The following is an 18164-nucleotide window of genomic DNA, read 5'->3' as shown; positions in this document are numbered from 1 at the left end:
CTGTCGTCAGCGCTTTCCGCTGGTGTTGGGCTTGATCCGGTGGTCGCGGATGGCGTCCAGGATGTTGTTCTGGTTGGAGATGATCGAGGTCAGGTTGATCGAGGTCCCGTGTGCCACGCCCTTGACCGCCTCGGACAGGGCGATCGCGGTCTCGCAGCTGCTCTCCCGCTCCTTCTGCTCCTGCGGGATGACCTCCTGGGCGAAGCTGTCGTTCTGGCCGGGCCAGTCGCGCGTCGCCCGCACATCCATGACGAAGTCGTCCACCATCGCGCCGATCGAGGTGCTGATCGAGAACATCTGCCGCAACCCGGCCTGGATGCGGGCGGGTTCGGCGAAGTAGTTGTCGCTCATGTCGCGCTCAGCGCTCCTCGTCCTCGTCGATCTCGTCACGCAGTCGGCGTGCCGAGTCCTGCCGGGCCCGCTCCTCAGGGTCCTGGAGCACCTCGGGCCCGAAGATCCGCTCCCAGTCGATGTCCACACCCGTCAGCTCGGGCACCTCGGTGCTCGGCCGGGTGAACGGCTCGAACGCCTCCATCACCTGCCGGGCCATCTCCGCACGGGCGCGCCCGAACGCCTCCAGCACCGCCCCGGACAGCTCTCCCGGCGACATGGTCCGGTACTTCTGCTCCAGGAACCGCAGCGCGGTCAGCTCGCCCTGGGGGCCGACCGTCACCTCCACCGACCGGTCGGCCGACCGCACGGTGCGCTTCGCCTGACGGAGCTCGGCCTCGGCCTTCGCCACGCCCTTCTCGGTGGCCTCCAGCTCGGCCATCGCCGTGGCGAGCCGGGCCTCCACGGACCGGGCGTACGGCGAGACCTCGCCGCGCCCCGAACTCTCCGACGCCTCGTTCACCGCGCCGCTCACCGTCCCACCACCGTGGGCGTGCCGCCCTCCTCGGCGCCCCACACGTCCTCGTCCTCGGCCACCCAGTGCACCCGGTCGCGCTCACCGCTGCTGCCGGTCGCCTGCCCGCCCTGGGTGGCGCCGGGCGCTCCGCCGGCTCCGGCCGTGGAACTGGTGGCCGTACGGGCCCTGCGGGCGCTGCGCTCCTCCTCGGCGCCGCGTCGGCCGCCGGTGCGCGACGACCCGCCGCGCGTGCCGGGGCCGCTCTCCGTCAGGACGTTGCGGACGCGTTCGCCCGACGAACCGCCGGCCTGCCCGCCACCTCCACCCATGCCGCCCATCCCGCCCATGCCCATGCCGCCCATTCCCATGCCACCCATGCCCATCCCGCCCATGCTGCCCGCGGGGTTGAGCGGGGTGGAGCCGTCCTGGTCGGAGCCGGCGCCCGTGCCCGGTGCCGTGCCCAGCTCGGTGGTGGGGGGCGGGGCCGCCTCGGTGCCGGGCGGCGCACCGAGCGTTCCGCCCGGATGGAAGGTGTTGTCGTACTCCTCGTACTCGCCGCCGCCGGACCGGTTCCGGCCGCCTCCGGACGAGGACGTGTCGTTCAGCGCGTGCGAGTTCCCGCCGAGGGAGTTGAGATCGTGGCGGAGATTCCGGTCGAGGTCCCGCAGGCTCCTGTCGAGATCATGGTTCAGATCCCGGGTCAGGTTCCGGGTCGGATCGTGGTTGAGATCCTGGTGGACCGGCGGCGGTGTGAAGTGGGTCTTGGGGTTGGGCCACTGGAAGTCGGTCCGGGGGTTGAGATCGCTGACCGTCTCCTTGCCGTTCTTGTCGATGTTGGTGACCTTGCCGGTCGCCGGATCGACGATCTGCTTGCTGCCGTCCTTGTGCGTGGTGGTGAGCGTGCCGTCCTTGTTCAGCTTGGTGACACTGCCGTCCGGGTTGGTCACGCTCTGGCCCGGGTTGAGGTCGTGCACCGTCGGCTTGCCGTCCTTCGGGGTGACGGTGTACTTCCCGGTCTTCGGGTCGTACGTCGCCTTGTCACCGTTGGGGAACGTCATGACCGGGTTGCGGTCCTTGTTGAGCTGGACGGTGGTGCCGTCGGGCCCGGTGGCCGAAGGGTTCGGACTGTTGGGGTTGTTGGGATTGGGGAACATCGGGTTCAACGGGCCCGTGTGCGTGGTGTCGCCGTTGCCCGGGGTGGTGTCCTTGTTGCCCGGATTGAGATCGTCGATCAGCTTCTTGCCGGTCTTGTCGTCGAGACCGCCGCCCGAGCCGGGGTTGAGGTCCTTCGTGTCGCCGTTGCCGAGCAGGTCCTTGATGCCGCCCGGCCCACCACCGAAGTCGTTGAGGGACTTGGTGATGTTGTTCCCCATGTCCCCGATGCCCTTGTTGAGATTGTTCAGCGTCGTATTGAGGTCCTGGTTGTTCTTGTCCGCCTCCTCCTTGGCCTTGTCGGTCTTCTCCTTGGTGTAGAACTCCGTCAGCGACCCGGTGTTCTTGGTGGTGAGCGGCGTCTCGAACGGGGTGGTGGCGTCGATCCAGGCGTTGTTGAGGTCGGACAGCACCTTCTGCGCCGTCCCGTTCAGACCGAGTTCGAGCCCCGCGATGTCCGGGTGGGGGGTGTCGATGAACTCGTTCCACTGCCGTACGGCCTCCTCGCCCACCTTGGCCCAGTTCTGGATGTCGGTGAGGTCTCCGTACTGCGGATGGGGTTCCTGGAACCCCTCCTTGGTGGAGTACGTCGTGGTGGAGTTGGGGTTGACGGTGTTGCCCTGGATGGTCGTCGACGTGATGAACGGGATGTTGTGTTCCGTCAGCCAGGTCAGGATCTCGTTCAGGACCTTGATCAGGAAGTAGTGCGGGTCGTGCTCGTTGCGCCCCATCCACGCGTTCCACGCCGTCTGGAGGGACGTCCCCTGGGTCAGCAGCGTCTGCTGCGCGGCCATCAGCTGTTTGGAGTGGCTGGACTTCGGGGTGAACGCGGGGTCCCCGACGGCGTCGTACGTCTCGCCCGCGCCCAGCTGCTGCTTGTAGTTGTCGTAGTTTCCATTGAGCTGATGGACCAGCTGCCAGAAGATTCCCGCTGCCTGGCCCTTCCAGGAGGACTGCTCGCTCCCCAGCGACTTCTCCCACCCCGCCAGGACCTCCGTCTGGTCCACGAAGAACTGGGCGGCCCGGTCGAAGGCCTGGGCGGTGTACTGGAAGGAATGGAGATCCACCACGTTGGCGTCCGGGACCGAGGCGCCGTTGAACTGCACCCCCTGCGTGGTCTTCAGGCCGATCAGAGCGTTCAGGGCCGCTCCCGGGCCGCCCATGTACTGGCCCAGGGGGCCGATGTCGAAGTCGTCGCCGTACGCGCCCTTGTACTTGCCGCCGCTCAGGGACTCATGGGCCTCCAGCCCCCGGCTGCGCCCGTTCTCCGACATGAAGGAGCCGATGAAGACCAGCCGGGCGTGGTACATCCCCACGCGGCCGTCCTTGTTGGTGTAGAAGTACAGGTCGTAGTCCTGGCCCGAACTCTTCAGCGACCCCTGCTTCGCCGCGTCCACCACCGACTGGACGCCGATCTTGTCCAGGCTCATCCGGAAGAGCGGGCTCTTCTCCTTGCTGCTCAGGCCGGTGAACAGGCCCTTCCGGCTGGGCATCGGATAGCCGGTCAGCTTGTTGACGGCCTGCCCCCAGTAGTCGTCGGCGTCGTAGTTCTGTGAAGTCGGGGTCGACATGCGGAACGCTCCGGAGGCGAGGAAGAGGGTCGGGGCGGGCGGACGAGGAGTCGGTACGGAGACGGATCGGCCCGGACCGGCGGGAGCGGTCCGGGCGGATCACCGGGGAGGGGCCGCCCCGCGGGGGCGGCCGGGACGCAGGCTGCCGGAGCTCGCCCGACAGCCCCTCAGGCGCTGGTCGTGGTGGTCGGGCTCAGGTCCTTGTCCACGTCCGAGAAGATGTCGAGCAGCGCGGCGCCGTCGATCGATTCGAGGCTCTTGCCCTGGGTGCTGAGCAGTTTCTCGATGGTCGTCAGCAGGTCGATCTTGATGTGCTTGAAGAGCGTCTGCTGGCTCTCGAAGATCGCGTCGACCGAACCCGCCGCCGTCTTGACCGCCTTCACCAGGGACTGGCCGTGCACACTGTCGTCCGTTCCCAGCAGACCGATGGCCAGAGCCGGGTCCTGCTGGAGCGTGGTGGGTGTGGTGCGCCCGTCGAGGATGCTCTTGAGCGCCTTCAGGCCGTTGGGGTCGTCCTTGCGGATCTTGTCCAGCGCCGTCTGGAACTCCGTGACGTCGTTCTCGGCGAACGACTTGAGGCTCTTGCCGTCGAGGTGGGTCAGATCGGCCATCGGGTGCCCTCGCTCAGCGGCCGATGGTGATCTCGGACCACATCTGCGACAGCGAGTTCTCGCTGTACTTGTAGTTGCCCGAGATGTCGGTCAGCAGGGCCGCGTGCGAGTTCAGCAGCGTCTCCATGTTCTTCACCGCCTGGTCCCAGGCGGCCTGCTTCTGACGGTAGGTGTCGGCGTCGGAGCCGTACCACGTCTTGCGCAGCTCGGCGAGCTCCGCCTCCAGCGACGAGAGGGTCCGGGCGATCGCCTGGGTCTGGCGGACCATGTCGTCGCCGGCGTTGTTCATGTGGCCGTAATCGACCAGGATGTAACCGTCTGTCAGGTTGTCGGGCATCGGGGAGACCTCGCTTCACTGCCTGGGAACGATGCCCCGCCGCGGAGGCGGCGAGGGGGGTGCCGGACGGCCGGCGGGATGGACGGCGGGGCGGTGCCGTCCGGGGCGGTCCTACGCCATGAGGTCGTCGAACGCCTTCTGCGAGGCGCTGTACGCCTGGTTGATCGCGTCGTTGGACGATCCCTGCGTCTTGCCGTGCTCCACCAGGCTCGTGTTGAGCTTGTCGACCATGTCCTCCAGGTTGCGGAGGATGATGTTGACCTGGTCGTCCCACTGCTTCAGCAGGGCGCCGTACTGGCCGCCGTCGCTGCCCTGGTAGCCCTTGCTCAGGTTGTTGCGGGTGTCGTCGACGTCCTGGCGGGACTTGAGGATTCCGCTGTAGGCGGCTTCGAGGGCCTGGATGCCGTTCCGGGTCGAGGTCTCGCTCGACTGCTGGAGGTTGCCGCCCGGTCCCGCCTGAGCGTCTGTGTCTGCCACGGTCTCTCCCATGCTCAACTGCTGGATGGCCGCGATCCTATGATCAGATCAGCGGTGTGCTCAATGACTGGTGACGGCATCTGAGCTTTTCCTGAGGGTTGCTCAACTTCCTTTACCGGACGGCAACGTTCCGTTGCCCTGACGGCCCTCCGCTTTTCCCGTCGACCGCGGGCACGAAGGCTCCGTCGTGCCCGTGCCGCGTCCCGCCGCGGCCGCCTCCGGGCTCAGATCCGGGCCGGACGGCAGCATCGCCAGGATCGGCGACGGAAGCGCCTGCGCGGCCGCGCCCTCGTACCCCAGCGCCTTCTGCGCCGCCTGGGACAGGAGCCGGTACTTCACCCCGTTGTCGGCGACGAAATACGTGGTGGAGCCGACGTCGGTACCGCCCGCACCGAGCGCCTTGACCAGCGCGCCGTGTCCCGGGCGTACCGCCGTCGCGTCGACCGGCAGACAGGCCGGGGCGATGTCCTCCGGCGCGGCGGCGGAGGCCGGGGGCAGCGCGGTGAGCGGAACCAGCGCACCGGTCACCCGGGTGCCGTCCCCCCGGTCCGGCCGCACCCGGGCGCAGGCGGCCCAGCCCGCCGGTACGGGTTCGGCGTGCGGCGGCTTCGCGGGCAGCCCGGCCGGAACGGGCTCGGCGCCCTCCGCGCCGGGCGCCAGCCGGGCCTTCACCTCGGCCGCACCGATCACCACCGCGGCGGGCGCCGCGCCCCCGTACGCCGCGTCACGGGTGGCCGCGTCACCGAGCGCCAGCGCCGCCCCGGTCTCCGTCAACGGCACCAGGCCCTCCTTGCGCAGCAGGTAGTACTGGCGCGCCGCCCCCGGCGTACGGGACTGGAACACCTGCCCCAGCTTCGACGGCCGTCCGCCCAACGACGGTCCCGCGCCACCACGGCCGGGCACGGCGGGCGGCACCAGATCCGGGCCCTGCACCAACGCGTCCAGGAACGCGGCGGACACCGGCCGGGGCGTCACCGACCCGTACCCCAGCGACACCGCGGCGTTCCCGCCCCGGTCCAGCCGCAGCCGGCTGCCCTGCCAGACCAGATACCGCGTCCGGTCCGGCCCCGACACCACCAGGGCCTGCCCGGCGCCCATCCCCCGCCCCTCGACCGGCGCGCCCGCCACCAGCGCGGTGAACGCGCCCGTCGCGCTCCGGGCGCCGCCGGAGTCCTCCGCGCCCGCCTCCGACGCCAGCACCGAGCACACCTGCCACGGATCGCTCTCCAGGTCCGCCCGGCCCGGCACGGAGTCCGGCGCGCCCGGTATCCCGACCGGGGCGCCGACCGGAGTGCCCTTCAGCGACGCCGTACCCACGTCCTCGGACTTCAGCTTCCCCTCGCCGACCAGCAGCGCGGAGGCGTAGTTGCGCACCGGACGCAGCCGGCCCGACACATACACGTAACGGGCCCCCGTGTCCCGGTTGACCACCAGGGTCCCCGCGGCCCGCCACGCGTCATTGCCGCCCGGGGACATGAAGCCGTACACCAGGGAACCGGCGGCCACCAGCGCGGTGATCACCACACCGATCAGCACGCCGCGGGTCGTCCGCCCCAGCGGGCTCTCCGGCGCGTCCGGGTCGGCGAGCAGCATCCCGGAGGTCAGCCGGCCCATCACGAAGGTGTGCGCCTGGACTTGGTCACGCTTGGACTGCATGTCGCATACCTTCCGGATCAGCCGTTGATCGCCCGGAGCGCGGCGAAGACGCCGAGCACCCAGAGCGCGAGCGGCAGCAGGCTGATCGCCAGTGCCGAATGCAGCAGTTCGGCCGCGCGGCCCCAGTACGGCACCAGACGGCGTCCGGGCACCGTCCACGACACGATGGCCAGCAACGCGGTGAACGCCACGAGCCCCGCCACCAACAGCGGCCGCTCACCGGGGGCCAGCGTCGCCGCCAGCGCCAGGACCAGCAGCGCCGCCCCCCAGACGCCGGGCAGCAGCAGCGCCAGGCGCTGCGGAACGTTGACCATGCCCCGCCCGTGCAGCAGCAGGAGCAGCGAGAGCACCGAGGCGGTGAGCGTCTCCGGCAGGTTCGGACGGTCGGCCAGCACCAGGAGACTGGCCGCGCAGACGGTGCCCGCGGCCCCGTACAGCGCGGTCATCCAGCCGCTCGCCAGCTCGGTACGGGTCGTCACGTCGCCGCCCGCGTAGGGCTCGATGCCCTCCTGCAACTGCTGCGAGTTGGTCGGCAGCGAGGGCATCCGCATGCCCGCGAGCTTGAAGGCCAGGGCCGGGACGAAACCGCCCAGCATCACGGCCAGCGCGGCGAGCACCGTCGCCGCGCCGTCCATCGCCAGACCGGCGGGCCCGGCGAGCGCCCCGCCCAGCGCGACGGCGCACCAGAACACCGCCGTCGCCAGGAAGAACGGCACCGACACCGCCGCGAGGGCCAGCCCCAGCACGGCACCGCCCGCCCCGGCGGCCCCCGCCGCCAGCAGCCGGGCACCCAGCACCTGGTGCATGTCCGGGCCGCTCAGGTCACCGCCCGGCAGCAGCCAGCCCGCCAGCGCCAGATAGGGGCTCGCCATCGAGCCGAGGACCGCGGCCGCGGCCGCGTCGCCCACCGCACGGCTCGCCGAAGCGGCCCCGGCGAGCAACAGCGCACCCACCGCGCCCGCCCCGACGGCGCGCACCCCGACCGGCCCGCCGGGCCAGGCCAGCAGCGCGAGTCCGGCCAGCAGGGTCAGGACGCACAGCACGCGCAGCAGCCGCCTGCTGGAGTCGGCGGTCCAGCCGTGCAGCCGGTCGCGCACCACACTGGCGATGCCGTCGACCAGGTCGTCCAGCCGCACTTCGGGCAGGGCGTCGGTGTGCGGGCGCAGGTAGAGGACCTCGCCGTCCTTCAGGTCGAGGGACTCCAGGGACCCCTCGTCGTCCAGGACCGGGCCACCCAGCCTCTGCAACACCCAGCCGCTGTGGTCGAGGCCGTTCTCCTCCAGCTCCTCACCCGCGTAACGCAGCACGGTGGGAAGGAGATCGGCCACCGGCACATCGGCGGGCACCGCAAGGTCGATGGTCTTTTCGGGGGCACGTATGGTGAGGCGGCACAGGCCCGCCACGGAGCTGTCGGTCAAGGTCAGGGCTCGCGTTCTCGTGGGGACGTGTCGGAAGCGACATGGACGCGCTTGGCGAATCGGATGCAGACTACTGATCATCATCCGGAACGTCGTCAACGGACCTCGTCCGAGTCTCTGTTGGTCCGCAAGTGCCCGGGTTGTGCATATCTCGACACCCCCTGCCGCACCCGCGCCGATCCGGTCCACCCCCGTCACGGCGGGCGGTCCGCCGCCGTCCGCGGCCCGCCGTCGCCGTCGTCGAAGGAGTCTGTTCGTTGAGTGTGGTCCTCTTCCGCCGCCCAGCCCGCCGCCGCGGCCCCGACATGCCCGAAGGGGAGCTGATCCTCCAGGAGCCACCGACCCTGCCGGAGACGGTCCCCGACTCCTCCGCGATCTGGACCTATCTGCCGATGGCCATGATGTCGGTGTCCATGATGCTGATGTTCATGCGTCCGGGCGGCGGCAGCAGCGTCTTCACCTATCTGGCGCTCGGCATGATGGTCACCGCCTCCGCCGCCATGCTCATCGGCCAGATGATGCGCAAGGGCGGCGAGCGCAAACAGCGGCTGCGCGGCGAACGCCGCGACTACCTGCGCTATCTCTCCCAGATCCGGCGCAGCGTCCACGAGGCGGTCAGCGACCAGCAGGAGGCCCTCGCCTGGCGGCACCCCGAACCCAAGGTGCTGCGCACCATGGTGCGTTCCACCCGGCTCTGGGAACGCCGCGTCACCGACGACGACTTCGCCGAGGTGCGGATAGCCGTCGGCGACCAGCAGCTCGCGCTGCGCCTCAGCCCGACGGCGACCAAGCCGGTCGAGGACCTCGAACCGCTCTGCGCCCACGCACTGCGCCGGTTCATCAAGGCGTACGGGGTCGTTCCCGAGCAGCCCACCGGGCTCTACCTGCGCTCCTGGACCAGGATCCTGTACCGCGGCGACGACCGGGCCGTACGGGACTCCGTCCGCGCGGTCCTGTCCCAGCTGGCCTTCTTCCACCCGCCGGAGGAACTCTGGATCGCCCTGTGCGTCGCCGACGAACGGCGCGCCGAATGGGAGTGGGTGAAGTGGCTCCCGCACAGCCAGCACGCCCAGGAACAGGACGGCGCGGGCCCCTCCCGGCTGGTCGCCTCCGCCTTCCGTGACCTGGAAGCATTGCTCGGCGCCGAATTCTCCGAGCGGCCCCCCTTCGACCCCGAGGCCGTGCCCGGCCGCGACGAACCGTTCACCGTGATCGTCGTCGACGGCGCCACCGTGCCCGCCGGCCACCGGCTGGACGGCCCCGGCCTGCGCAATGCCGTCGTGCTCGACCTGTCCGGCGCGCTCAGCTGGCGCCCCGGCCGCACCACACTGCGCCTCGACGTCCAGCCCGACAGCCTGAACCTCGTCCGCACCGACCGCAGCCGCAAGGAACAGACCACCCTCCTCGGCCGCCCCGACGCCATGGGCCCCGGCGCCGCCGAGGCGCTCGCCCGGCTGCTCGCCCCGTACCGGATGAGCCTGTCCTCGGACGCCGCCCAGCCGCTGGACACCGACGTCGAACTCACCACCCTCCTCGGCATCCCGGACCTGTACCGGCACGAACCGGCCACCCTCTGGGAACGCTCCACCGGCGCGGCCCGGCTACGCGTACCGGTCGCGGTCGGCGCCGACGGAATCCCCGTGGAACTGGACATCAAGGAGTCCGCGCAGGGCGGCATGGGCCCGCACGGCATGCTGATCGGCGCCACCGGATCCGGCAAGAGCGAGCTGCTGCGCACCCTGGTGCTCGGTCTCGCCCTCACGAACTCCTCGGAAACACTCAACTTCATCCTGGTGGACTTCAAGGGCGGCGCCACCTTCCTCGGCCTCGACGAACTCCCGCACACCTCAGCGGTGATCACCAACCTGGCCGACGAGGTCGCGCTCGTGGAGCGCATGCAGGACGCCCTGCACGGCGAACTCGTCCGCCGCCAGGAACTGCTGCGCAGCGCCGGCAACCACACCTCCGCGCTGGAGTACGAGAAGGCACGGGCGGCCGGAGCCGACCTCGCACCGCTGCCCAGCCTCTTCGTCGTCGTCGACGAGTTCAGTGAACTCCTCTCCGCGCACCGTGAATTCATGGACCTCTTCGTGATGATCGGCCGCCTCGGCCGTTCACTCGGCGTCCATCTGCTGCTCGCCTCCCAGCGCCTGGACGAAGGGCGCATGCACCAGCTGGAGAGCCACCTCTCCTACCGGGTGGGACTGCGCACCTTCTCCGCCATGGAGTCGCGCGGGGTGCTCGGCGTCCCCGACGCCTACCAGCTGCCCTCCCAGCCCGGCAGCGGCTTCCTCAAGAGCGGCGTCGACGCGCTGACCCGGTTCCGGGCGGCATACGTGTCCGGCCCCTACCGCAAGCGCCGCGGCGCCGCGGTCCAGGCCAGGGTCGCCAGCCAGGTGATGCCCTGGACGACCGACTGGGTCGTCCCCCGGGCGCCCGCCCGCACCTCCGAACCCGATCCCGCCGCGGCGGCCGACGAGACGGACACCGGCGACACCCTGCTCTCCGTCGCCCTGGACCGGCTGCGCGGCTCCGGACCGGCCGCCCACGAGGTGTGGCTGCCGCCGCTGGACCTGCCGCCCGCCCTCGATGTGCTGCTCCCCCCGCTGGAACCCGACCCGGACCGCGGCCTCGCCCCGGCGGGGACCTCGGGACCGGGCCGGCTCAAGGTGCCGCTCGGGCTGGTGGACATGCCGTTCGAGCAGCGCCGCGACCCGCTGACGGTGGACCTCTCCGCCTCGGGCGGCCATGTCGCCGTCGCGGGCGGCTCGCAGAGCGGCAAGTCGACCATCGTACGGACCCTGATCAGCGCACTGGCCCTCACCCACACCCCGCGCGAAGTGCAGTTCTACTGCCTGGACTTCGGCGGCGGAGCGCTCTCCGCACTCTCCCGGCTGCCGCACGTCGGCGGTGTCGCGGGACGGCTCGACACCGAACGGATCAGCCGTACGGTCGCCGAGGTCACCGCCGTGCTCAACGAGCGCGAGCAGTTCTTCCAGGACAGCGGCATCGACTCGATGGCCTCCTACCGGCGCCGCCGCGCCGCCGGGGAGTTCCCCGACGAACCCCACGGCGACGTCTTCCTCGTCGTCGACGGCTGGGCCACGGTCAAGCAGGACTTCGACACCCTGATCCCCACCTTCCACCAGATCGCCTCCCGCGGCCTCAACTACGGCGTCCACCTCGTCGTCACCACCGCCCGCTGGATCGAGCTCCCCGCCCAGGTCCGCGACCAGTCCCTGACCCGCATCGAGCTCAAGCTGGGCGACCCGATGGACTCGATGATCGACATCCGCAAGGCCGCCACCGTGCCGCGCGGCGCCGGGCGCGGACTGACCATGGAGGGCAAGCTCCACTTCCTGACCGCACTGCCCCGGATCGACGGCAGCGACGAGGCGGACGACCTCGCCGAGGGCGTCGCCGACATGGTCGCCCGGATCGCCGAACACTGGCAGGGACCGCCCGCCCCGCCGGTCCGGATGCTCCCGCACCGCCTCCCGGCGGGTGAACTCCCCGCACCGGAGCGCACCGAGGGACTTCGCGTCCCGATCGGCCTGGACGAGGAGACCCTCTCGCCCGTCTGGCACGACTTCGGCCGCACCCCGCACCTGATCGGCATCGGCGACAGCGAGAGCGGCAAGACCAACCTGCTGCGCCTGCTGGTCCGCTCCATCACCGCGAAGTACACCGCGGCCGAGGCCCGCATCCTGGTGGTGGACTACCGCCGCGAACTGGTCGACGCCGTCCCCGAGGAGTACCGCCTCGGACACGTCGTCGCGATCGACTCGCTGCGCGAACTGGTCGGCGGCGCGGCCCGCGCCATCAAGACCCGCCTGCCGGGCCCGGACATCGCGCCGTCCCGGATGCGCCAGTGCGACTGGTGGACGGGCCCCCGGCTGTTCGTCCTGGTCGACGACTACGACATGGTCAGCGGCACCGGCTCCTACGACCACCCCTTCGCCCCGCTCCTGGACCACCTCGCGCTCGGTTACGAGGTCGGCCTGCACGTGGTGGCGGTACGGTCGGCCACCGGTGCCGGACGCGGCCTCAACGACCAGCTGCTGCGCCGCCTGGACGAGGTCAACACGCCCGGCATGCTGCTGTCCTGCCCGCCCTCGGAGGGGTATGTGTTCGGCAACGTGAAGCCGCGCAACCTGCCGCCGGGCCGGGCCCAGTACATCGTCCGGCGCAAGGCCACCCTCGTACAGACCGCACTGGCCCGGGAGGACGAGGCGCCGCCCGCGAGCTGAGGGAGGCGCGAAGGGCCCCGGGAATCCGCAGTGACTCCCGGGGCCCTTCGCCCTTTTCCGCAACCGGCGTTCAGTGGCCCGGCGCACGGCCCGCGGGCCGCCAGCCGCGCGACCGGCCTCGGGGCGCGACCAGCGCCGCCCACGCGACCAGCAGCGCGAGGGAACCCCCCGCCACCGCGATCCACCACGCCCTGCGGGTGGCACCCTCGCCGCCGTTGCCCGGGGGCAGCGCCACGGACTCGTCCCGCGCCGCCCGGGGGCGCGCCGCCCCATCCTGTACGGAGGTGACGGCCGCGTACGGGTCGAGGCGCGGCACGTCCGCCGGATAGGCGGTACGGATCAGCCGCCGCGCCGTGTCGCCCGCCGACAGCTCCGGGTGCGCGGACCGCACCAGCGCCGCCGCGCCCGCCGCGTACCCGGCGGCGAACGAGGCCCCCGAGCCGATGAAGTGGCCCGTGCCGCGCGGTGCGATGCCCACCACCCCGTCGCCCGGGGCGGCGAGGTCCGCGCCGCGCGGGGCGAGGGCAGCGGCCGGGCGGGTGCCCCGGGCGTCCAGGTCGACGACGGAGAGGACGCCGGGCGCCGCCGCGGGCCAGTAGTCGCGCGGCGGCTCCGGCTCCCGGCCCGCGCTGCCGCGCACCGGATCGGGGGTCGCGGCGGCCACGATCAGCGCGTCGTGGGCGGCCGCGTACTTCACGGCGGCGTCCAGCCCGGCCGAGGAGGCGGCCAGCGCGGGGGAGACCTGGATGACCTTCGCCCCCGCGTCGGCGGCCGCCCGGATGCCGTCGGCGACCGAGGCCGCGGTCGCCACGCCCCGCTCGTCCGTGCCGCGGACCGCGACGATCCGCGACTCCTGGGCGACCCCCGCGACGCGCACCTTGTCGGCGCGGGCCGCCGCGATCAGCCCGGCGACGAACGTGCCGTGGCCGACGCAGTCCGTCCCGGCGTCACCGACCGCCGAGACCCGGCCCGCGAGCACCGGGGACCGGTCCGAGACCCCGGTGTCCACCACCGCGACCTTCACCCCCTTGCCCGCACCGAACTCCCAGGTGCGGGCGAGCTGGAGGTTCTGCTGCTCCCACGGCACCGCCGTGGCCCGCGCCGCCGACCCGCCGGTGCACGGATCACCGGCTTCGAGACGCGCGGGCATCACCGGCAGCCTGACCTTCTCGTCGTCGGCCGCGGCGGGACCGGCGAGCGGCAGGACCAGCGCCGCGGCGAGGACGGCCGCGGCCGGAACACGTCCGGCGCGGCGGCAGGGGCCCGGGTGCCGGGGCCGGACGGGGCTCATTCGGGCACCGCCTGCGGACGGACGACATCCTCCGGGAGCAGCAGCCGCAGATCGTCCAGACCGGGGGCCGCCATGGCGCTCACCCGGCCCGCCTGACGGGTCATCATGCCCTCCAGCACCTGCCGGGCCAGCCGCGCGTTGCCGAACGAACGGTCCCTCGGCAGCGCGTCGAAGTACTCCCGCATCACCGCGCCCGCCCCCGGGCCGCACTCGTACCCGGACGTGGCCGCGTGCTGGCGCACGATGGTGACCAGTTCGTCCGAGGAGTAGTCGGCGAACTCCACCCGTCTGGAGAAGCGGGAGGAGAGGCCGGGGTTGGACGCCAGGAAACGTTCCATCTCACCGGTGTAGCCGGCGACGATCACCACCACCTCGTCACGGTGGTCCTCCATCAGCTTCAGCAGGGTGTCCACCGCCTCGCGCCCGAAGTCGCTGCTGCCCGAGGACCCTTCCGGCGTCAGCGTGTACGCCTCGTCGACGAACAGCACCCCGCCCCGGGCCCGGTCGAACACCTCCCGGGTGAGCTGTGCGGTGTGTCCCACGTACCGGCCGACCAGGTCGGCCCGCGCCACCTCGACGAGCTGGCCGCGCGGCAGCACGCCGAGCGACTTCAGCAGCTCGCCGTAGAGCCGGGCGACGGTGGTCTTGCCGGTGCCGGGCGGTCCGGTGAAGACCAGGTGGTGACTGATCCGAGGCGCGGGCAGCCCGGCCGCCTCCCGCTTCTTCGCGGTGGCCAGCAGATTGACCAGGTCGGTGACGTCACGCTTGACGGCGGCGAGGCCCACCATGTCCCCGAGCCGGGTCAGCGGGTCGCTCTCCGAGCCGTCGGCCGCCTTGCCGGAGGCCGCGGCGGCGGCCTCCTCGCCGACGTCCTCGGGGAGCAGCCGGGTGAGGTCTCGCTCGTCGGCGTCGGGGAGGGTGGCCAGCCGGTGGGCCTGCCGGTCCACCATCTCCTCGAACACCTGCCGGGCGGCGCGGCCGTTGCCGAAACCCGCGTCCCGGGGCATCCGCTCGAAGTGCGTGGCGAGCGCGGAGAGCGTCGACTCGTCGAGCTCGTAGCGGTGATGGGCACACATGCTCTCGATGATCGCGACCAGCTCGGGGACCGCGTAGTTCTCGAACTCGACCGTGCGCGAGAAACGAGACGCGAGACCCGGATTGGAGCTCAGGAAGTCGCGCATCTCGTCGGCGTACCCGGCGGCGACCACGACGATGTCGTCGCGGTGGTCCTCCATCAGCTTCAGGAGCGTGTCGACGGCCTCGCGGCCGAAGTCGGCGCCCGAGCCCCGCCCGTCGGAGAGCAGGCTGTACGCCTCGTCGATGAAGAGCACCCCGCCCAGCGCCCGCTTGAACGTCTCGGTGGTCTTGATGGCGGTGCCGCCGACGATCTGCGCCACCAGGTCCGCGCGCGACACCTCCACCAGGTGGCCGGAGGGCAGTGCGCCCAGCTCGGCGAGGATCGCCCCGTAGAGCCGGGCGACCGTGGTCTTGCCGGTGCCGGGCGGCCCGGAGAAGACCAGGTGGCGGCTCATCGGCGGGGCCGGCAGTCCGAGCCGGGCGCGTCGTTGGGCGAGCTGGATCAGATTGACCAGCGTCCGCACCTGGTGCTTGACGTTCTCCAGGCCGATCAGCGCGTCGAGTTCGGCGAGCGGTCCGTCCTCGCGGGCCGCCCCGGCGGCGCCGCCGGTGGCGCCCGTACCGGCCGGGTCGGTGCCCTCGGCCTCGCCGAGCCCCCAGGCGTCCCGCTTGCCGTTGCCGGTACTGGTCAGCTGCTCGACCGCCAGCCGGTCGCCCGCCTGGGCCTGCATCAGACCGCTGCCCTCGTTGTCCCGAGCGGTGCAGTTGACCACCGACACGGCGCCCGTGGTCTCCACCCGGAAGCCGTCCCGGCCGGAGCCGCTGACCTCGCAGGCGGTGAAGGCGCCCCGGCCGCCCTGGGCGAGCAGCACCCCGTGTTCGGCGGCGGCGGTGACCCGCAGCCGGGTCGCGGTCAGTTCGCCGCCGTCCTCCACCAGGACACCGGAGTCGGTGGCCTCCTGGACGTCACAGTCCCGGATGGTGACGCTGCCGCCCGCGGCCACGGACATGCCGTGCGTGGCGCCGCGCACGGCGCCCCCGCCGACGTAGACGTTGCCGTCGTCGGCGACCCTGATGCCGACCGCGCCGGGGCGGTCGATCTCGCAGTCCTCCAGCCGGCCCCGGCCGTCCTTGACGACCTCCACGCCGTTCCCCTTGGCGTCGCCGATCCTGGCCCTGCGCACCAGCGGGTTGGCACCGCTGCGGATGAGCAGGCCCGCGCCGCCCGCGTCGAGGACTTCGAGCCGGTCCAGTTCGGCGACCGACTCCTCCTCGAGCAGCACCCCCGTCCGCACGCTGTCCCGCACGGTCAGCCCGATCAGCACCGGGGACGCCGAGCCCCGCACATGCAGCGCGGCCTCCTCGGCCGAATCCAGCCAGCAGTCCTCGAAGGTGCCCCTGGCCCGGTCCGAGACGAGCAGCCCGGGACCCTTCGTACGGGCGGTACGGCACCGGCGCAGCAGCGGGTCGGTGCCGTCGGACAGGACGATGCCCGGTCCGCTCGTGCCGGTCACCCGGAGGTCCTCCAGCACCGTGCGGGCCGACGAGGAGAGCAGGACGCCGGTACTGGTGTCGTGGACCACGGTCCGCAGGATCTGCGTGGTGCTCTGTTCCTCCAGCGCGATGGACGGCTTGTCGGTGGAGGAGATGTCGCACTCCTCCACGGAGCCCTGTCCCTCACCGTTGGCGAGCACCCCGTTGGCACGGGCGTCGCGGATGGTGCAGCCCCGCAGGGTGATCCGGCCGCGCTCGCCGATCACCACACCGGAGGTGCCCAGGTGCTCCACGGTGCAGGACTCGGCGGAACTCTCCACCTCCGAGGTCACCACCAGGCCCGCACCGCGCGGATTGCTCACCCGGCAGTCCCGCAGGGCCACCGAACCCGAGCCGCGGGCCAGCAGCGCGGTCCAGGACGCGCCGGTGATGTCGCAGCCGTCCATCGCGATCTGACCGCGCGAGGCGTCCACCACCGGCAGTTCCTCGTCGCGGCCGCGCAGCACGAGGTCCGTGAGCATCACGGCTTCCGCCTGGAGCACCACCGCGCTGCCGTGGGGCGGGCATATCTCCACGCTGCCGCGCGACTCCTCGGCGACGAGGGTGACGGGGACGGTGATGACCAGACTCTCGGCGTAGGTGCCGGAACGGACACTGATCACGGCGCCGTTGCGCGCTCTGGCCAGCGCTTCCCCGATCGTTCGAAAGCTGTCGGGCCGCTCGGGACAGACCGTCAGAACCTGGCGTGACAAGCGGAATCCTCCTCCTTGGGGCCACACCGCGATCCTGGGAACACATTGTCGGAGCGGGTGCGGCACCATCATGCCGGAGTGAGCGGCGGGACCTCGGACCGGAGCGGGAACGCAGTGTGAACCACGCCTCGTGGACCCGCGCACGGACCACCGCATCACGGATGAAACGGGACGGAAGGCCGCCTGGCGCGCCCGGTGCGAGGGCGCCTCCGGCGGCGAAGGGCCCCGGCGGCGAGGCGCGGCGAAGGGGGGCCATGGTGTCGCCCTTGCTCCACCGTTGGACGCACGCGTATGGAACTGAGCGCTACGACTATGGTTCGTCTCGCCGGACCGCAGTTGACTGAGCGGCATGACGAACACACCGAACATCCAGCAGAACGACCACGGGCCCACGACGAGCACGACCCTGGTGATCGGCGGCACCGGAAAGACCGGCCGCCGGGTGGCGGAACGGCTCACCGCACGGGGGCTGCCGGTACGGGTGGGCTCCCGCAGCGGCGAGCCGCCCTTCGCCTGGGAGGACCCGGGCACCCTGGAAGCGGTGCTCGACGGCGTCGGAGCCGTCTACGTCACCTACTACCCGGACCTCGGGTTCCCGGGGGCCGCCGAAACGATCGGGGCCTTCTCCGAACTCGCCGTGAAGAAGGGCGCGCGTCGGCTGGTGCTGCTCTCCGGCCGCGGTGAGCAGGGCGCGATCGCCGGCGAGAACAGGCTCAAGGAGTCGGGCGCCGACTGGACCGTCGTACGGGCCGGCTGGTTCAACCAGAACTTCGACGAGGGCTTCTTCCTGGAGTCCGTTCTCTCCGGCGCGTTCACGCTGCCGACGGCCGACGCGGTGGAGCCGTTCGTCGACGCCGACGACATCGCGGACGTCGTCGTCGAGGCCCTCACCGACGACCGGCACATCGGCAGGACCTACGAGCTGACCGGACCCCGGTCGCTCAGCTTCCGCGAGGCGACCGCCGAACTGTCGAAGGCCACCGGCCGGGAGATCGCCTACATCCCGGTCTCCCTCGACGACTACCGGGACTTCCTGCGGGAGAACGGGCTGCCGGTCGAGTTCGCCGAGCTGCTCGGCCTGATCCTCGACGGGCGCAACGCCGGGGTCGCCCACGGCGTGCGGGAGGTCCTCGGCCGTGAGCCGCGCGACTTCTCCGACTACGCGAAGGAGGCCGCCGCCACCGGCGTCTGGAACGTCTGACGACGACGGCGCCGGGGGAGACCGGGAGCG

Annotated in this window: 12 protein-coding genes; 2 read left to right on the top strand and 10 right to left on the bottom strand. The window is 71.7% G+C overall.

What is annotated here, in order from left to right; genetic code table 11:
* Positions 1-6 precede the first annotated feature (6 nt).
* From ACFVFH_RS29130 to eccD, 8 genes are all read right to left on the bottom strand, one after another.
* Positions 7-351 carry a hypothetical protein gene (locus ACFVFH_RS29130; RefSeq protein WP_383773994.1) on the bottom strand — a complete coding sequence of 115 codons (345 nt, stop codon included), beginning with the start codon at positions 349-351 and terminating at the stop codon, positions 7-9.
* A 7-nt stretch (positions 352-358) separates the two neighbouring features.
* On the bottom strand, positions 359-772 hold the full coding sequence (locus tag ACFVFH_RS29125; RefSeq protein WP_383774099.1) for a YbaB/EbfC family nucleoid-associated protein: 414 nt from the start codon (positions 770-772) through the stop codon (positions 359-361).
* 89 nt (positions 773-861) lie between these two features.
* Positions 862-3570, bottom strand: coding sequence for an AAWKG family protein (locus ACFVFH_RS29120; protein ID WP_383773992.1), 2709 nt, complete (start codon positions 3568-3570; stop codon positions 862-864).
* A gap of 167 nt (positions 3571-3737) precedes the next feature.
* The gene (locus tag ACFVFH_RS29115; RefSeq protein ID WP_383773990.1) at positions 3738-4181 is read right to left on the bottom strand and encodes a type VII secretion system-associated protein; all 444 of its coding nucleotides are present in this window, start codon (positions 4179-4181) and stop codon (positions 3738-3740) included.
* Between the two features lie 13 nt (positions 4182-4194).
* The gene (locus ACFVFH_RS29110; RefSeq protein ID WP_383773988.1) at positions 4195-4518 is read right to left on the bottom strand and encodes a WXG100 family type VII secretion target; all 324 of its coding nucleotides are present in this window, start codon (positions 4516-4518) and stop codon (positions 4195-4197) included.
* A gap of 111 nt (positions 4519-4629) precedes the next feature.
* A complete protein-coding gene (locus ACFVFH_RS29105; protein WP_383773986.1) occupies positions 4630-4995 on the bottom strand; it encodes a hypothetical protein in 366 nt (121 codons plus the stop codon).
* A 102-nt stretch (positions 4996-5097) separates the two neighbouring features.
* Positions 5098-6651: a type VII secretion protein EccB gene (gene eccB / locus ACFVFH_RS29100; RefSeq protein WP_383773984.1), complete on the bottom strand. Its 1554-nt coding sequence runs from the start codon at positions 6649-6651 to the stop codon at positions 5098-5100.
* Between the two features lie 17 nt (positions 6652-6668).
* Positions 6669-8069, bottom strand: a complete 1401-nt coding sequence (gene eccD / locus ACFVFH_RS29095) for a type VII secretion integral membrane protein EccD (protein ID WP_383773982.1) — start codon at positions 8067-8069, stop codon at positions 6669-6671.
* Positions 8070-8374: 305 nt separating this feature from the next.
* Between eccD and eccCa the strand changes: the two genes are divergently transcribed.
* Entirely contained in the window at positions 8375-12319 is a 3945-nt protein-coding gene (gene eccCa / locus ACFVFH_RS29090) for a type VII secretion protein EccCa (protein WP_383774097.1), read from the top strand.
* A 70-nt stretch (positions 12320-12389) separates the two neighbouring features.
* Here the strand turns inward: eccCa and ACFVFH_RS29085 are convergent, their stop codons facing one another.
* A complete protein-coding gene (locus ACFVFH_RS29085) occupies positions 12390-13610 on the bottom strand; it encodes a S8 family serine peptidase (protein WP_383773980.1) in 1221 nt (406 codons plus the stop codon).
* On the bottom strand, positions 13607-16933 hold the full coding sequence (locus ACFVFH_RS29080; RefSeq protein ID WP_383773978.1) for a right-handed parallel beta-helix repeat-containing protein: 3327 nt from the start codon (positions 16931-16933) through the stop codon (positions 13607-13609). The genes ACFVFH_RS29085 and ACFVFH_RS29080 overlap by 4 nt, the downstream gene beginning before the upstream one ends.
* 349 nt (positions 16934-17282) lie before the next feature.
* Between ACFVFH_RS29080 and ACFVFH_RS29075 the strand changes: the two genes are divergently transcribed.
* A complete protein-coding gene (locus ACFVFH_RS29075) occupies positions 17283-18134 on the top strand; it encodes an NmrA family NAD(P)-binding protein (RefSeq protein ID WP_383773976.1) in 852 nt (283 codons plus the stop codon).
* Positions 18135-18164: the final 30 nt, after the last annotated feature.

The sequence above is a fragment of the Streptomyces sp. NPDC057697 genome, assembly GCF_042799335.1.
Taxonomy (GTDB): domain Bacteria; phylum Actinomycetota; class Actinomycetes; order Streptomycetales; family Streptomycetaceae; genus Streptomyces.
Note: the sequence above shows the minus strand (reverse complement) of the source record. Positions and strands in the feature narration are given on the sequence as shown.

What these genes read in the sequence shown, in the direction of transcription:
- ACFVFH_RS29130 (WP_383773994.1), bottom strand. Translation starts at nt 351, where the DNA reads ATGAGCGACAACTACTTCGCCGAACCCGCCCGCATCCAGGCCGGGTTG.
- ACFVFH_RS29125 (WP_383774099.1), bottom strand. Translation starts at nt 772, where the DNA reads ATGGCCGAGCTGGAGGCCACCGAGAAGGGCGTGGCGAAGGCCGAGGCC.
- ACFVFH_RS29120 (WP_383773992.1), bottom strand. Translation starts at nt 3,570, where the DNA reads ATGTCGACCCCGACTTCACAGAACTACGACGCCGACGACTACTGGGGG.
- ACFVFH_RS29115 (WP_383773990.1), bottom strand. Translation starts at nt 4,181, where the DNA reads ATGGCCGATCTGACCCACCTCGACGGCAAGAGCCTCAAGTCGTTCGCC.
- ACFVFH_RS29110 (WP_383773988.1), bottom strand. Translation starts at nt 4,518, where the DNA reads ATGCCCGACAACCTGACAGACGGTTACATCCTGGTCGATTACGGCCAC.
- eccB (WP_383773984.1), bottom strand. Translation starts at nt 6,651, where the DNA reads ATGCAGTCCAAGCGTGACCAAGTCCAGGCGCACACCTTCGTGATGGGC.
- eccCa (WP_383774097.1), top strand. Translation starts at nt 8,375, where the DNA reads ATGCCCGAAGGGGAGCTGATCCTCCAGGAGCCACCGACCCTGCCGGAG.
- ACFVFH_RS29085 (WP_383773980.1), bottom strand. Translation starts at nt 13,610, where the DNA reads ATGAGCCCCGTCCGGCCCCGGCACCCGGGCCCCTGCCGCCGCGCCGGA.
- ACFVFH_RS29075 (WP_383773976.1), top strand. Translation starts at nt 17,283, where the DNA reads ATGACGAACACACCGAACATCCAGCAGAACGACCACGGGCCCACGACG.